The organism is Pseudonocardia spirodelae, assembly GCF_037727765.1.
GTDB lineage: Bacteria > Actinomycetota > Actinomycetes > Mycobacteriales > Pseudonocardiaceae > Pseudonocardia > Pseudonocardia spirodelae.
The window spans coordinates 71012-87034 of the sequence record NZ_JBBJUP010000017.1 but is presented as its reverse complement, the minus strand read 5'-3'; the positions used below and the strand labels follow the sequence as shown (position 1 = coordinate 87034).

Genomic DNA, 16023 nt, shown 5'->3' with positions numbered 1-16023 from the left:
CGGCCTGCTCGCGCGGGCGGTCGTCAGGCGCCGGCCTTCGCGGCCTGCTTCGCCCGGTGCTCGGCGAGCCCGGGGACCTCGCGGCCGCTGATCGACACGCCCTTCGTCTCGATGACGAAGTACAGCGCGATCATGCCGATCACACAGGCGCCCATCATGTAGTACGCCGGGAACAGCACGTTCCCGGTGGACTCGATGGCCGACTCGTTGATCAGTGGAGCGGTGCCGCCGAACGCCGCCGTCGCGACGTTGTAGGAGATCGCCATGCCGGCGAACCGCACGTGGGTCGGGAACATCGCGGGGAACGTCGCGGAGATCGTGCCGAGCTGCAGCAGGTAGATCAGGCCGAGCACGGTGAAGCCGAGGATCGCCAGTGGCAGGCTGACGGCCATCAGCATGTACATCGGGATCGCCAGCACGAAGATGCCGACCAGCGAGATCCACCAGCAGGGCTTGCGCCCGATCCGGTCGGACAGCGCACCCGCGAACGGGATGAGCAGCATCATCACGACCTGGCCGACCACCGCCACGGTGTCCGCGCTCGCCGAGTCCATCGACAGCGTCGTCTGCAGGTAGGTCGGCATGTAGGTCAGCAGCGTGTAGTTGATGACGTTCAGCGCGATGACCAGCCCGAACAGCGCCAGGATCGGCTGCCAGTACCGGGCGAGGAGGTCCCTGAGCGCGCCGGTCGCGGCGCTCTCGGACTCGCCGGCGGCCTCCAGGTCGCGGAAGACCGGGGTGTCCTCGAGCTTGGTCCGGATGTAGAGACCGATCATCGCCAGCGGCAGCGCGATCATGAACGGGATGCGCCAGCCGTAGTCGAGCATGGCCTGCTCGCCGATCGCGGTCTCCAGCCCGAACACCACGAGCACGGCGAGGGTGAAGCCGGCCAGCGTGCCGAACTCCAGGAAGCTGCCCCAGAAGCCGCGCTTCTTGTCGGGGGCGTACTCGGCCATGAACGTCGCGGCGCCGCCGTACTCGCCGCCGGTGGAGAAGCCCTGCACGATGCGGAGCAGGAACAGCAGCGCCGGAGCGGCCCAGCCGATCGTCTCGTAGGACGGGATGACGCCGATCAGGAACGTCGCGACGCCCATCAGGATGATCGTCATCGACAGGACCTTCTGCCTGCCGATGCGGTCACCCAGCGGACCCCAGACGAAACCGCCCAGCGGGCGCAGGACGAACGAGATCGCGAAGCCGAGCAGGGTGCCCAGATAGCCGAGCTCACCCGGGAAGAACGCCTGCGTCAGCTCGACGGTCAGATAGGCGTAGATGCCGTAGTCGAACCATTCTGTCGCGTTTCCGATCGCCGACGCGGCGACCGCCCTCCGCAGGACGGACGGCTCGACCTCCCGTTCCTCACCCTGCTGACCAGCATCTGCCGGAACCGATGTCATTTCCGAACACCCCCACAGCGCAATGCAAGACCGCCACCGGAATCACATTTCGTTACACGATCGACATATCCAGCTTCATTGCGGTGGGGGGAGCTTACAGAGCGAAAAGTGCCCCTGCCACCCACACGGGACGATCGATACCGGTGCGCGACACGGGTCCCGTGTAGCGTCGCCGGGGTGCTGGCGATCGACGGCCTCACCAAGCGATTCGGCACCGCCACCGCGCTCGACGGGGTCGGCTTCACCGTCGGCCCGGGCGAGGTGTTCGGCTTCGTCGGCGGCAACGGGGCGGGCAAGACGACGACGATGCGCATCGTGCTGGGCGTCCTCGACGCCGACGCCGGGACGGTGTCCTGGCGTGGTGCCCCGCTCGGGCCCGCCGGGCGGCGGCGGATCGGCTACCTGCCCGAGGAGCGCGGCCTCTACCCGCGGATGCGGGTCGCCGAGCAGCTCGTCTACCTGGCCCGGCTGCACGGGCTGTCCCGCGCGGAGGCGACGGCCGCGGTCACCGGCTGGACCGCCCGCACCGGGCTCGCCGGGCGGCGCGGCGACGAGGTGCAGAAGCTCTCGCTGGGCAACCAGCAGCGGGTGCAGCTGTGCGCGGCGCTCGTGCACGACCCCGAGCTGCTCGTGCTCGACGAGCCGTTCTCCGGGCTCGACCCGGCCGCCGTCGACACGATGGCCGAGGTACTGCGCGAGCGCGCCGGCGCCGGGGTGCCGGTGGTGTTCTCCTCCCACCAGCTCGAGCTGGTGGAACGCCTGTGCGACCGGGTCGGGATCATCTCCGACGGCCGGATGGTCGCCGTCGGCACGGTCGCGCAGCTGCGCGCCGGGGCCGCCGACCGGTGGGACGTGACCGGCCCGCCGCCGGGCTGGGCCGACGCCGTGCCGGGCGTGCGGGTGCTCGGCACCGACGGCGACCGCACCCGGGTGGAGCTCGCGCCCGGCACCGACGACCAGGCGCTGCTCGCCGCCGCGCTGGCCGCCGGGCCGGTGCACGCGTTCGGACCGTACCGGCCGCCGCTGACCGAGCTGTACCGCGACGCCGTCGCCGACCGGGCCCGGCCCGCGGACGCGGAGGGGGCGTCGTGACCGCACTCGCCACCGTCGGGCTGGTCGCCCGGCGCGAGATCACCACCCAGCTGCGGTCGCGGACCTTCGTCGTCGGGATCCTGCTGATGCTGGTGGTGTTCGGCGGCTACGGCGCGGTGTTCGCGTTCGTCGGCTCGCAGGACACGTCGTCGTCGCTGGTGCTGGAGGGGCCGGCGCGCGAGCTGCGCGGCGAGCTGCAGGCCGGCGCGGACCGGGTCGGCACGCCGCTGCGGCTCACCGCGACGGGCAACCGCGACACCGCGGAGTCGATGGTGCGCACCGGCGAGGCCGACGCGATGCTGACCGGCGGGCCCGGCAGCTACCAGCTCGTCGGCCTCGACGACGTCGGACCGGGCCTGCGCTCCCTGGTGACCGACGTCGTCGAGCAGCAGGCGGTGCGCACCACGCTGCTCGCCGCGGGCGCCGACCCCGAGCAGGTCAGCACGCTGTCCGGGGTCGGGGTGCGCACGCTCGAACCGGTGGACACCGAGCTGGGCCAGCGGGTCGGCACCGCGTTCGTCGTGACGTTCCTGCTGTTCTTCTCCGTCACCGCCTACGGCGCCGCGGTCGCCCAGGGGGTGGTCGAGGAGAAGGCCGGGCGGGTGGTCGAGCTGCTGCTGTCGACCGTGCCGGCCGGGCGGCTGCTCGCCGGGAAGGTGCTCGGGCTGGGCGCGGTCGGGCTGCTGCAGCTGCTGATCCTGGGCGGGGTGGGCGCCGCCGTCTCGCTCGGGACCGGCGCACTGGCCGTCCCGGCGCTGCTGCTCCCGACGCTGGTGTCGGCCCTGGCCTGGTACCTGCTCGGGTTCTTCCTGTTCGCGACGCTCTACGCCGCGGCGGGTGCGCTCGTGTCGCGGCAGGAGGAGCTGCAGTCGGTCACCGCGCCGATCGCGATCGTGCTGCTGGTGCCGTTCCTGCTGTCGGTCGCCGTGCTGCCGGCCGATCCGCGCAACACGGTGACCACCGTGCTGTCCTTCGTGCCCTACCTGTCGCAGACGCTCATGCCCGCCCGGACGGCGCTCGGCGTCACCGCCTGGTGGGAGCCGGTGCTGGCCTACGCGCTGGCCCTGCTCGCGCTGGCCGGGATGGTCGCGCTGTCGGCGCGGGTGTACCGGAACTCGGTGCTGCGCACCGGCGCACGGATCCGCTGGCGGGACGCGCTCAGGACCGGGCGGCCTTGACCTCGTCGTAGCGCGCGAGCGCGTCCTGACGCTCGGCCTTGTGGTCGACCATCGGCTCCGGGTAGCCGTCGGGGATGCCGTCGCGCAGCTTCCACGGCTGGTGCACGGCCTTGCCCTGCACCCCGGCGAGCTCGGGCACCCAGCGGCGCACGTAGTCCCCGTCGGGGTCGAAGCGCTCCCCCTGGGTGATCGGGTTGAAGATCCGGAAGTACGGCGACGCGTCCGTCCCCGACCCGGCCGTCCACTGCCAGCCGTGCTGGTTGGAGGCCAGGTCGCCGTCGACGAGCAGCTGCATGAAGTGCCGCGCCCCGCGCCACCACGGGATGTGCAGGTCCTTGACCAGGAACGACGCGACGATCATCCGCACCCGGTTGTGCATCCACGCCTCGCCGCGCAGCTGGCGCATCCCGGCGTCGACGATCGGGAAGCCGGTCCGGCCCTCGCACCAGCGCTCGAAGTCGGCGTCGGCGGCCTTGCCCGTGCGCAGCGGGAGGTGGTCGAAGCCCTTGTCGTAGTTCTCCCGGGCGGAGTCGGGACGCCGGTACAGGACGTCGGCGTAGAACTCGCGCCAGGCGATCTCGGTGCGGTACGCCTTCACCGAGTCGCCCTGGCGCTTCGCGAGGTCGGCGAGCAGCGTGCGCGGGTGCACGCAGCCGTACTTGAGGTACGGCGACATCCCCGAGGTGCCCTTCTTCGCCGGCAGGTCGCGGTCGGACTCGTAGTCGCCGACGGCCTCGTCGAGGAAGTCGCGCCAGCGGGCCAGGGCCGCGGACTCCCCCGGCTCGGGCAGCTCGGCCTCGACGGCCGCGTCGTCGGGGACCTTCACCGCGCGCGGCCCGCCGTCCTTGTCCGCGGGGTCCATCCAGGTGCACGTCGACGCGTCGGTGTCGGCCGGGGCGCGCCAGCCGTGGTCGGCCCAGGCCCGGCTGAACGGGGTGAACACCTTGAACGGGCCGCCCGAGCCCTTCTCGACCCGGCCGGGCGCGACGGCGTAGGGCGAGCCGGAGCGGACGAGCTGCACGCCGTCGTCGGACAGGGCCTTCTCGACCTGCTCGTCGCGTTCGCGGCCGTAGGGGCCGAAGTCGGCCGCGACGTGCACGGTCTGCGCGGAGACGGCCTTCGCGACCCGCGGGACGACGTCGGCCGGGTCGCCCTTCACCACGAGCAGCCTCCCGCCGAGCGCGTCGTCGAGCCCGCGCAGGCAGCCGTAGAGGAAGTTCGCCCGGGCGGCGCCGGACGGCGCCAGCAGGGCCGGGTCCAGCACGAACAGCGCGAGCGCGCGGTCGGCGGCGTCGGCCGCGGCGAGGAAGGTGGGCTGGTCGGCGACCCGCAGGTCACGTCGGAACCAGACGACGGCGGTCGAGTCGGCCATGGTCCGACGCTATCGGCGCTCCCCGGCGCGCGCCCGTCGGCGACGCCCCACCGGGGCGCTCCGAGGGGCACCCTCGTAGCGCTCTAAGCCCCGAGGGTTCCCCTCGGAGCAGCCGCCGGGGTGTGCGGTGCCCGCAGACGCCGACGGCCCCGCCGGGTGGGCGGGGCCGTCGGTGCCGGATCCGGGCTACGCGGTCAGCGCCGGCCGACCGGGACGTAGAGCCGCTCGGCGGAGCCGGTGTACAGCTGGCGCGGGCGGCCGATCTTGTTCTGCGGGTCGTTCATCATCTCGCGCCAGTGCGCGATCCAGCCCGGGAGCCGGCCGAGCGCGAACAGCACGGTGAACATCTTCACCGGGAAGCCCATCGCCCGGTAGATGACGCCGGTGTAGAAGTCGACGTTCGGGTAGAGCTTGCGCTCGACGAAGTAGTCGTCGGCCAGCGCCTTCTCCTCGAGCGTCATCGCGATGTCGAGCAGCGGGTCGTTGACGCCGAGCTTCTTCAGGATCGTCTCGGCCTGCTCCTTGACGATCTTGGCGCGCGGGTCGTAGTTCTTGTAGACCCGGTGCCCGAAGCCCATCAGCTTCGCGCCCTGCTCCTTGTTCTTGACCCGGTTGACGAAGTCGTCGACGTTGCCGCCCTCGACGTCCTTGATCCGGGTCAGCATCTCCAGCACCGCCTGGTTGGCGCCGCCGTGCAGCGGGCCGAACAGCGCGTTGATGCCGGCCGAGATCGACGCGAACAGGTTCGCCTGGCTGGAGCCGACGAGCCGCACGGTCGAGGTCGAGCAGTTCTGCTCGTGGTCGGCGTGCAGGATCAGCAGGGTGTCCAGTGCGCGGACCATGTCCGGGTCGAGCTCGTAGGGCTCGGCCGGGAAGCCGAAGGTCATCCGCAGGAAGTTCTCGACGAGGCCGAGCGAGTTGTCCGGGTACAGGAACGGCTGGCCGACCGACTTCTTATAGGCGTAGGCGGCGATCGTGAAGACCTTCGCCATGAGCCGCACGGTGGAGAGCTCGACGGCCTCCTCGTCGTGCGGGTCCAGGGAGTCCTGGTAGAAGGTCGACAGCGCGCTGACCGCGGAGGACAGCACCGGCATCGGGTGCGCGTCGCGCGGGAAGCCCTCGAAGAAGCGCTTCAGGTCCTCGTGCAGCAGGGTGTGGCGGCTGATGCGGTTGGTGAACCCGTCCAGCTGCTGCTGGGTCGGCAGCTCGCCGTAGATGAGCAGGTAGCTGACCTCGAGGAACGTCGAGTTCCCCGCCAGCTGGTCGATCGGGTAGCCGCGGTAGCGGAGGATGCCGGCGTCACCGTCGATGTAGGTGATCGCCGAGGAGCAGGCCGCGGTGCTGGTGAAGCCCGGGTCGAAGGTGACCAGGCCGGTCTTGCCGAGCAGCTTGCTGACGTCGACGGCCTGCGACCCCTCCGTCGGGGTGTGCACCGCGGTCTCGAACTCGCCGCCCGAGTACCGGAGTACGGCGGTGTCGGACTTGGCGGCGGTCTCGTCGGACATGTGGAGGTTCCCTCTCACAGCTGGGATATGTCGGGTCTCTGTGCACACGCTAGCCCGCGGCGCGGAATCCGCAGAACGCGGCGACGATTCTCACGCCCCCCGGGGCGCGCGGTAGCGGAGGAACTCCGGGAAGCGCCAGACGCAGACCAGCACGCCGACGATCACGGCGAGGCCGCCGAGCGTCGCGCTGACGCCCGGGCCGATCAGCGACGCCGCGGAGCCGTGCCACATGTCCGCGATCCGCGGGCCGCCCGCGACGACGACGATGAACACCCCCTGCATCCGCCCGCGCATCTCGTCGGTCGCGACGGTCTGCAGCATCGAGGACCGGTAGACCGAGCTCACGAGGTCCCCGGCACCGGCGACGGCGAGCGCGAGCACGGCCAGGAACAGCGAGCCGGTCAGCCCGAACACCAGCACCCCGCCGCCCCACACGCACACGGCGACGACGACGGCGACCCCCTGGCGTCGCACCTTCTGCAGCCAGCCCGACAGGGTCCCGCCCGCGACCATCCCGAGCGGGATCGCCGCGAACAGCAGGCCCTGCTGGATGCCGCCGTCGGCCGTGCCGCCGAAGGTGTCCACCGCCATCTGCGGGAACAGCACGCGGGGCATGCCGAGCCCCATCGCGATGACGTCGACCAGGAACGAGACGAGCAGGATGCGCTGGGTGCCGACGTAGCGGAAGCCGTCGACGACGGCGCGGAACCCGACCTGCGGGCGGCTGCCGTCGGCCGTCGCGGTGCTGGGCAGCGGGGGCAGCCGCCAGGTGGCCCACAGCGTCGCGAGCAGCGCGACGGCGTCGATGAGATAGAGCGTGGACAGCCCGATGAACGGGATCAGCACCCCGGCCAGCAGCGGCCCGAGGACCGCGCCGACCTGCACGACCGTCATGTTCAGCGCGTTCGCCGCGGGCAGCTGCTCGGCGGGCAGCAGGCGCGGGATGACCGCACTGCGGGTGGGCTGGTTCATCGCGAGCATCGCCGACTGGAACGCGAACAGCACCAGCACGACCCACACGCCGCCCGCGCCGCTGGCCGAGACCACCCACAGCGCCAGCGAGCTCAGCGCGATGCCCGAGCCGGTGAACAGCAGCATGACCCGGCGGTCGACGGCGTCGGCGATCGCGCCGCCCCACAGCCCGAACACGACCAGCGGGACCAGCCCGAACAGGCCGGTCAGGCCGACGTAGGCGGACGATCCGGTCAGCTGGAAGATCTGGATCGGGACGGCGACGACCGAGAGCTGGGCGCCGATGACCGTCACGATCCCCGCGACCCACAGCCGCCGGTAGGCGGGGGTGCGCAGCGGGGTGGTGTCGGCGAAGGTGGACCGCAGCACACCGGCCATCCGGGTGCGTGCGGTGGGGCGCTCGGCCGCCGGGACCGGACGCGTCGGGCTCTCCCGGTCGGCCCCGGACACGGGCTGCGTCGGCCCCTCGGCGGGGTCGTTGCGCTTGCTCACGACGTCAGGTCTACACCCCGCCCCCGACGACCGGCTCCGGGGTTTCCCCTACGGGGCCAGCCGCCGGACCGACCACGAGTCGTCGCGGCCGACCTCGAAGCGCAGCCGGTCGTGCATCCGGTCGGCCCGGCCCTGCCAGAACTCGACCTGCCACGGCAGGACCCGCCAGCCGCCCCAGTGCGGAGGCCGCGGGATCTGCTCGACGCCGTCGAAGCGCCGGGTCACCCCGGCCAGTGCCTGGTCGAGCACGGTGCGACCGGCGACGATCGTCGACTGCGCCGACGCCCACGCGCCGAGCTGCGAGCCGCGCGGGCGCAGCGCCCAGTAGGCGTCGGACTGGGCCTCGGAGCAACGCTCGACCCGTCCGGCGATCTGGACCTGGCGGTGCAGGTCGTACCAGGGGAAGGTCACCGACGCGACGCGCGTGCGGTTCAGGTCGTGGCTCTTGGCCGAGGTGTAGTTGGTGTAGAACACGACGCCGCCGGCGTCGAGGCCCTTGCACAGCACCGTGCGCGACGACGGCAGCCCGTCCGGGTCGGCGGTCGCCAGCACCATCGCGTTCGGCTCGGCCAGGCCGGCGTCGCGGGCCTGTTCCAGCCAGGAGGCCAGCTGCTCGTGCCAGGTCGGGGCGAGGTCGCCGACGTCGAACGGACGGCTGGTGTAGTCCGTCCGCATCGTCTCCAGCGCGGGCGCGTCCGTCATCGGTTCCCCTTCCGAGCAGGTGGTGCCGCTCCGACCGTAAGCGGGACCGGCGTGCGTGTGCACCCGCCGTTCGGAGTGGCCGTCACCACCGTTCACGCGGGGGTGTCCGCTTCGTGATCGACGCCACCGGCCGGTCGCGTTGCCCGCGGAGACCCGTTCGGAGCAGAGTGCCCGCGACGGATCGAGTCGTGTCGAAGGAGACCCGGTGACCCAGACGACCGCGCACGAGGTCCCCCCGCCGCCGCCCGGATTCCGGTCCGGCCTGGAGGGCCACGTCGCGTTCCGGACCGAGATCGCCGAGCCCGACAAGGACGGCGGGTCGCTGCGCTACCGCGGCGTCGACCTGGAGGACCTCGCCGGGTCGGTGACCTTCGGCGACGTCTGGGCGCTGCTCGTCGACGGCCGATTCGGCCAGGGCCTGCCGCCCGCCGAGCCGTTCCCGATCCCGGTGCACACCGGTGACGTCCGGGTCGACGTGCAGGCCGCGCTGGCGATGCTCGCCCCCTACTGGGGCTACCGCCCGCTGCTCGACATCGACGACGCCGAGGCCCGCGACAACCTGGCCCGCGCGTCGGTGATGGCGCTGTCCTACGTCGCGCAGTCCGCGCGCGGGATCGGCGTCCCCGCGGTGCCGCAGTCGCGCATCGACGAGTGCTCGACGATCACCGAGCGGTTCATGACCCGCTGGCGGGGCGAGCCGGACCCGCGCCACGTCGCCGCCGTCGACGCGTACTGGGTCTCCGCCGCCGAGCACGGCATGAACGCCTCGACGTTCACCGCACGCGTCATCGCCTCGACCGGCGCCGACGCGGCCGCGTCGCTGTCCGGCGCGATCGGCGCCATGTCCGGGCCGCTGCACGGCGGGGCGCCCGCCCGCGTGCTGCCGATGATCGACGAGGTCGAGCGCACCGGCGACGCCGAGAGCCTGGTGAAGGGCCTGCTGGACCGCAAGGAGAAGCTCATGGGGTTCGGGCACCGGGTCTACCGGGCCGAGGACCCGCGGGCCCGCGTGCTGCGCCGCACCTGCCGGGAGCTGAACGCCCCGCGCTACGAGGTGGCCGCGGAGCTGGAGCGCACGGCGCTCGCGGTGCTGCGCGAGCGGCGTCCGGACCGGCCGATCGAGACGAACGTGGAGTTCTGGGCGGCGGTGATCCTCGACTTCGCCGAGGTCCCGCCGCACATGATGCCCGCGATGTTCACCTCGGCCCGGACGGCGGGCTGGTCGGCGCACGTCATGGAGCAGAAGCGCGAGGGCAAGCTGGTGCGCCCGAGCGCGCAGTACATCGGGCCGGGAGCGCGTCGGCCGCAGGACGTCGAGGGCTGGGGGTCGGTCGGCGCGAGCTGACCGCCCCGGCGGTGCTCCGAGGGGACCCCTCGGGGCTACCGGAGCCACGTGGGTTCCCCTCGGAGCAGCCGGGGGGAGCGGGCGCCGGGTCACACCAGGGGTGCGGGCAGCCGTGGGCGCCGGATCGCGAGCGACAGCCCGGTCGCGACGACGCAGAGGACGGCGCCGCCGTACCAGGCCACGTCGTAGCTCCCCAGCGCGTCACGCACCAGCCCCGCGACGAGCGCGGCGCAGGCCGCCCCGACCTGGTGCGAGGCGAAGACCCAGCCGAACACCACCGCCGAGCGGGCGCCGAAGGCCTCCCGCGCCAGCGCCATCGTCGGCGGCACGGTCGCGACCCAGTCCAGGCCGTAGAACACGACGAAGGCCAGCATGCTGGCGTTCAGGTCGGTCCCGAACAGCGGTGGGAGCAGGAACAGCGACAGCCCGCGCAGCGCGTAGTAGGCCCCCAGCAGCATGCGCGGGTCGATCCGGTCGGTCAGCCAGCCGGAGCAGATCGTGCCGGCCAGGTCGAAGATGCCGACGAGCGCGAGCAGCGACGCCGCCGTCGTCGCGGGCATGCCGTGGTCGTGGGCGGCCGGCACGAAGTGCGACTGCACGAGCCCTGCGGTCGTCGCGCCGCAGATGAAGAACCCACCGACGAGCAGCCAGAACGTGCCGGTGCGCGAGGCGTCGGTCAGCGCGCGCAGAGCCAGCCGGGCCGCGCCGGTCCGCTGCGGTGCGACGACGTCGTCCGCGGTGCCCCCGTAGGGCAGCGCGCCGGCGTCGGCGGGGGTGTCCTTGAGGAACAGCAGCACGACCGGCACGACGGCGAGCGCCGCGGCCGCGGTGAGCAGCGCCGCGGGGCGCCACCCGGCCGACTCGACGACGCCGGCCACCAGCGGCAGGAACACCAGCTGCCCGGTCGCGGTGGCGGCGGTCAGCACGCCGGAGACGAGGCCGCGGCGCGCCACGAACCAGCGGTTGACCACGGTCGCGACCAGGGCCATCGCCATCGACCCGGTGCCGAGCCCCACGACCACGCCCCACAGCAGGACCAGCTGCCACACCGCGGTCATGAACACCGTGCAGCCCGCGCCGACCGCCACGAGGACGAGTGCGGTCGCCACCACCCGGCGGACGCCGAAGCGTTCCATCAGCGCCGCCGCGAACGGCGCGGTCATGCCGAACAGCGCGAGGTTGACGGCGAGGGCGAAGGAGATCGCGCCGATCCCCCAGCCGAACTCGGCGTGCAGCGGCTCGACGAGCACGCCCGGCGTCGACCGGAACCCGGCGGCGCCGAGCAGCGCGAGGAACGTGGCCCCGGCCGCCCACCAGGCCGGGTGCACCCGGCGTCCGCGTCCTGCCGCCACCGCGGGCGCTGCACTCATGGACGACATCCTGCGCAACCGTGTCGCGCCGGAACAGTGGCCGGACGGACGACATGTGAAAGAATTCGGCCATGACGGGTCCGCACCGTGTCGGGGTGCTCGCCTCCGACGGCGTCATCGCGTTCGAGCTGGCCATCCCCGAGCGCATCCTCGGCACCACGACGACCGCCGACGGCGTGCCGCTCTACGACGTCCGCGTCGCCTCCGTCGACGGCGGCGCCGTCCGCACGAGCGCCGGGTACCGGGTGCTGCCCGAGTACGGGCCCGAGGCGCTGGAGGAGGCGTCGACCCTGGTCGTCCCCGCGGTCGCGACCACCGGGACCCCGCTCCCCGGCGGCGCGGTGCCGCCCGCGCCGGACCCGGGCGGTGCGGTGCTCGACGTCGTGCGGCGGGCCGCCGCCCGGGGCGCACGGATCGTGGCGATCTGCACCGGCGCCTACACGCTCGCCGCGGCCGGGGTCCTCGACGGCCGGCGCGCGACCACGCACTGGGCGCACGCACGCCGGTTCGGGCGGCGGTTCCCGCAGGTCGAGCTGGATCCGGACGTGCTGTTCGTCGACGACGGCGACGTGCTCACCTCCGCCGGTGTCGCGGCGGGCATCGATCTCTGCCTGTACCTGGTGCGCCGCGACCACGGTGCCGAGATCGCGAGCGCCACCGCGCGGCGCAACGTCGTCGCCCCGTGGCGCGAGGGGGGCCAGGCCCAGTTCGTCGAGGCCCGCCCGCACGTCGACGGCGGACCGGACACCTCCGCCGTCCAGGAGTGGGCGCTGGCGCACCTGGACCGCCCGCTCGCCGTCGAGGACCTGGCGGAACGGGCGTCGATGAGCGTGCGGACCTTCACCCGCCGCTTCCGCGCCGAGACCGGCACCAGTCCCGGACGCTGGCTCGCCGCGCGCCGCCTGGAGCTGGTGCGCCGACTGCTGGAGACCACCGACCTGCCCGTCGAGCAGGTCGCGGCCCGCACCGGGTTCGGCACGACCGCCGCGCTGCGCCAGCGCCTGCACGCCGAGATCGGGATGGCCCCGCTGGCCTACCGCCGCGCGCACCGGGCGCCCACCACCGGTGCACGGCCACTCGACGCACGTCGTTGCGGCCCGGCTGCGACACTGACCCCGTGACCTCTCCTGCCGATCTGACGATCCCCGGCGACCTCCTGCCGCAGGACGGCCGCTTCGGATGCGGTCCGTCCAAGGTGCGCCCCGAGCAGCTGTCCGCACTCGCCGCGACCGGCGACTCGCTGATGGGCACCTCGCACCGCCAGAAGCCGGTGAAGGACCTGGTCGGGCGCGTGCGGTCCGGGCTGGCCGAGCTGTTCTCCCTGCCCGAGGGCTACGAGGTCGTGCTCGGCAACGGCGGGTCCACCGCCTTCTGGGACGCCGCCGCGTTCGGCCTGGTCCGCGAGCGGTCGCTGCACCTGACCTACGGCGAGTTCTCCCAGAAGTTCGCCGACACCACCACCGGCGCGCCGTTCCTGGTCGACCCGGTCGTCGTCACGGCCGCCCCGGGCAGCGCGCCGGAACCGGTGAGCGACCCGTCGGTGGACGTCATCGCCTGGGCGCACAACGAGACCTCGACCGGCGTCGCCGTCCCGGTCAACCGCCCGGCCGGCGCGACGGACGACCAGCTCGTGCTGATCGACGCCACCTCCGGCGCCGGCGGGCTGCCGGTGGACCTCACCCAGTCCGACGTCTACTACTTCGCCCCGCAGAAGGGCTTCGCCTCCGACGGCGGGCTGTTCCTCGCGCTGATGAGCCCGAAGGCGCTGGAGCGGGTCGCCGAGATCGCCGCCTCGGACCGCTGGATCCCGCCGTTCCTGTCGCTGGCCACGGCCGTCGACAACTCCGGCAAGGACCAGACCTACAACACCCCATCGCTGGCGACGCTGTTCCTGCTCGAGGACCAGATCCGCTGGATGAACGGGCTCGGCGGGCTCGACGGCTGCGTCGCACGCACCCGCGACTCCTCCGAGCGGCTCTACTCCTGGGCGGAGAAGAGCAGCTTCGCGACGCCGTTCGTCACCGACCCGGCGCACCGCAGCCTCGTCGTCGGCACGATCGACTTCGACGACGCCGTCGACGCGGCCGCCGTGGCGAAGGCGCTGCGTGCGAACGGGATCGTGGACACCGAGCCGTACCGCAAGCTGGGGCGCAACCAGCTGCGGATCGGGATGTTCCCGGCCGTGGAGCCGTCGGACGTGTCGGCGCTGACCGCGTGCATCGACTGGGTCGTCGAGCGCCTGGAGTCCTGACCAGGACCGTCCGAGGTGATGTCCGAGCGGGCATCATCCGGACATGACCATCGCGGGCGGGTGGGCCGGGCGACTGCGCTCGGCCCACCCGTCCGTCGTCGTGGGGGGCGCGGCGGGGTTCGTGTGCGGCAGCCTCGCCGTCGTCACGGGGGTGTCGGCGCTGCTCACCGGCACGACGGTCACCTCCGAGCCGTGGCGGGTCGCCGCGGCCGCCGGACTCACCGCGGTGGCCTCCGGCTGCTACGCGGCCTTCTTCCTCGTCGCGCGGCGGCTGTCGCTGCGCGGGACACCGCGACGCCCCGCCGGCCTCCTGCCGGACGCCGTGCTCCGGGACCTGGCGGCGGGACGCCCCGTGCAGGCCCGGGACGAGCCTCAACGGGCACCCCGGCGAGGCACCGGACCGGGGCCCGGACAGGGGCTGGACGACCCCGCCGCGGGGGTCCCGGTTGCCTCGCCACGCGCCGTCGTTGCGTGATCGATAGCGACTCGTTGTAGTCACATCCGCAACATGAACCCCACTTGTCTCGTGTGTCACAAGACGTGCGACGCTGGACACGGTGAGTGAGACACGCTGCCCGGTCCCCCGGGCAGGTAGGTGTTGTCCACCAGGCAGAACTCACCCGGCGCGCCTCACCCGGCGCGAGCCCGTCGCCATCTACCGTCACCCGGACGGGGACGACAGCAGGAGGTCAGTCGATGCGCGCGTTGCGGGTCGTGGGGGTGACCGGGGACGGCTCGGTCGTCCTCGAGGACCCGGGGCGCCGCGAGCGCTACACGGTGCCGGCCGACGAGCAGCTGCGTGCTGCGGCGCGCGGTGACGTGACCCGGCTCGGCCAGATCGCGATCGAGTTGGAGAGCCAGTTGCGCCCACGGGAGATCCAGGCCCGCATCCGGGGCGGCGCGTCGGTCGACGAGGTCGCGGCCGCGGCCGGCGTCCCGACCCAGAAGATCGAGCGCTTCGCCTACCCGGTGCTGCTCGAGCGCTCGCGCACCGCCGAGCTCGCCCAGAGCGCGCACCCGCAGCGCGCCGACGGCCCCGACTCGCGCACGCTCGGCGAGACCGTCGCGCACACCTTCGGCCTGCGCGGCCAGGACTACGGCGGAGCCGGCTGGGACTCGTGGAAGGGCGAGGACGGCAAGTGGGTCGTCGTCCTGACCTGGCAGACCGGCCGTTCGGACAACGCCGCCCACTGGGCCTTCCAGCCCGGCGCGCACGGCGGCACCGTCGTCGCGCTCGACGAGCACGCCTCCGACCTGGTCGAGGGGCTGCCCGCTCGTCCGCTGCGCCCGCTCGGCGCGGTGGTCGACATGGCCCGCGACGACGACCACGCCCCGCACGTCCCGACGACCGAGGCGCCCGCCCGCGCCGTCGCGGGTGCCGGTGGGCAGCCCGAGGCCTGGGCCGGGCGCGGGATCGCCCCGGAGCAGCGCCGCGCCGCCGCGCCCGCGCGTCCCCGGGTGGAGACGCCGGCCCGCCCCGCGGTCCGCCCCGACGACACCCGGGCCCCGGCCGCGGCCGCGCCGGTGACCCCGAAGGTCGACGAGCGGGCCGAGCCCGTCCCGGCGCCCGCTCCGGCCGCCGACGGCACCGCCGCCTCCGCCGAGACCGCCGCCGGCTCCACGGTTGCCGACGACACGGTCGCCGACGGCACCCCGTCCGCCGACGGCACCGGGGCGGACCGTCCGCCGGCCACCGCAGCCACGGCAGCCCCCGCGGCCGCGGGCACCACCGCGACCGACGACCGCACCGGCACCGCGCACCGGGGCGCCGCGCCGGGAGCAACCGGGCACGACGACACCACGCCGGCCCCGGCCCCGGCCGCGGCCCCGACGAGCACGCAGGCGACGAGCGCCCCGTCGACGACCGCCCCGGAGACCACCGCGGCGGAGCCCTCCGCTCCGGCGACGACCGGCGCAGAGCCGGCCGCCCCGGCGGCGGGCACCGCGACCGCGACGACCGCGACGGCGGTCACCCCGTCCGGCCCGGCCGACGCCGCGTCCGACCCGCGGACCGACGCCGCGCCCACCCCCGCGACCACGGCTCCCGCGGCCGCCGGTCCCACCGACACCGCACCCCGCGGCGGGGCGGCCGACGCCGCATCCCCCGCGACCGACCCGGCCGCGCCCGACGCCGGGCCCACCGCGACCGACCCGGCCACGCCCGACGCCGGGCCCACCGCTCCCGACCAGGACGAGACCGACGCCGCGTCCGGCGAGGCCGCGGCCCCGCGCCGCACCGGCACCGCCGCGTCCCGCCGGACGAAGAAGGGCAAGCCGGTCATGCCGTCGTGGGACGAGGTCCTGCTCGGCGTCCGCGGCCAGCGCTGACCCGGCACGGCCCGGACAC

Annotated in this window: 13 protein-coding genes; 7 read left to right on the top strand and 6 right to left on the bottom strand. The window is 73.8% G+C overall.

Going from position 1 to position 16023, the window contains the following annotated elements:
* Window positions 1-23 precede the first annotated feature (23 nt).
* Entirely contained in the window at window positions 24-1397 is a 1374-nt protein-coding gene (locus WJX68_RS19710) for an MFS transporter (protein WP_340293133.1), read from the bottom strand.
* Window positions 1398-1574: 177 nt separating this feature from the next.
* On the opposite strand from WJX68_RS19710, the gene WJX68_RS19705 reads away from it, so the two are divergent.
* Both WJX68_RS19705 and WJX68_RS19700 read left to right on the top strand, forming a co-directional pair.
* Entirely contained in the window at window positions 1575-2489 is a 915-nt protein-coding gene (locus tag WJX68_RS19705; protein ID WP_340293131.1) for an ABC transporter ATP-binding protein, read from the top strand.
* Window positions 2486-3667: an ABC transporter permease gene (locus WJX68_RS19700; RefSeq protein WP_340293129.1), complete on the top strand. Its 1182-nt coding sequence runs from the start codon at window positions 2486-2488 to the stop codon at window positions 3665-3667. The genes WJX68_RS19705 and WJX68_RS19700 overlap by 4 nt, the downstream gene beginning before the upstream one ends.
* Here WJX68_RS19700 and WJX68_RS19695 read toward each other — a convergent pair.
* The 4 genes from WJX68_RS19695 to pdxH form a co-directional block, all read right to left on the bottom strand.
* Window positions 3648-5039 carry a cryptochrome/photolyase family protein gene (locus WJX68_RS19695; protein WP_340293127.1) on the bottom strand — a complete coding sequence of 464 codons (1392 nt, stop codon included), beginning with the start codon at window positions 5037-5039 and terminating at the stop codon, window positions 3648-3650. The genes WJX68_RS19700 and WJX68_RS19695 overlap by 20 nt on opposite strands.
* A gap of 194 nt (window positions 5040-5233) precedes the next feature.
* Window positions 5234-6544, bottom strand: coding sequence for a citrate synthase (locus WJX68_RS19690; protein ID WP_340293125.1), 1311 nt, complete (start codon window positions 6542-6544; stop codon window positions 5234-5236).
* Between the two features lie 90 nt (window positions 6545-6634).
* Complete coding sequence (locus tag WJX68_RS19685; protein ID WP_340293229.1) at window positions 6635-7894, bottom strand: MFS transporter; 1260 nt, start codon at window positions 7892-7894, stop codon at window positions 6635-6637.
* Between the two features lie 162 nt (window positions 7895-8056).
* Window positions 8057-8710, bottom strand: coding sequence for a pyridoxamine 5'-phosphate oxidase (pdxH, locus tag WJX68_RS19680; RefSeq protein WP_422785739.1), 654 nt, complete (start codon window positions 8708-8710; stop codon window positions 8057-8059).
* Window positions 8711-8915: 205 nt separating this feature from the next.
* On the opposite strand from pdxH, the gene WJX68_RS19675 reads away from it, so the two are divergent.
* Window positions 8916-10055 (top strand): citrate synthase 2, encoded by a 1140-nt coding sequence (locus WJX68_RS19675; RefSeq protein ID WP_340293123.1) that lies wholly within the window; start codon window positions 8916-8918, stop codon window positions 10053-10055.
* An 89-nt stretch (window positions 10056-10144) separates the two neighbouring features.
* Here the strand turns inward: WJX68_RS19675 and WJX68_RS19670 are convergent, their stop codons facing one another.
* Window positions 10145-11425, bottom strand: a complete 1281-nt coding sequence (locus tag WJX68_RS19670) for an MFS transporter (protein WP_340293121.1) — start codon at window positions 11423-11425, stop codon at window positions 10145-10147.
* Between the two features lie 71 nt (window positions 11426-11496).
* Between WJX68_RS19670 and WJX68_RS19665 the strand changes: the two genes are divergently transcribed.
* The 4 genes from WJX68_RS19665 (at window position 11497) to sepH (ending at window position 16004) form a co-directional block, all read left to right on the top strand.
* Entirely contained in the window at window positions 11497-12546 is a 1050-nt protein-coding gene (locus tag WJX68_RS19665) for a GlxA family transcriptional regulator (protein ID WP_340293119.1), read from the top strand.
* The gene (gene serC / locus WJX68_RS19660; protein ID WP_340293117.1) at window positions 12543-13676 is read left to right on the top strand and encodes a phosphoserine transaminase; all 1134 of its coding nucleotides are present in this window, start codon (window positions 12543-12545) and stop codon (window positions 13674-13676) included. Before WJX68_RS19665 ends, serC begins: the two co-directional genes overlap by 4 nt.
* 43 nt (window positions 13677-13719) lie before the next feature.
* Window positions 13720-14151: a hypothetical protein gene (locus WJX68_RS19655; protein WP_340293115.1), complete on the top strand. Its 432-nt coding sequence runs from the start codon at window positions 13720-13722 to the stop codon at window positions 14149-14151.
* Between the two features lie 221 nt (window positions 14152-14372).
* A complete protein-coding gene (gene sepH, locus WJX68_RS19650; protein WP_340293113.1) occupies window positions 14373-16004 on the top strand; it encodes a septation protein SepH in 1632 nt (543 codons plus the stop codon).
* Window positions 16005-16023: the final 19 nt, after the last annotated feature.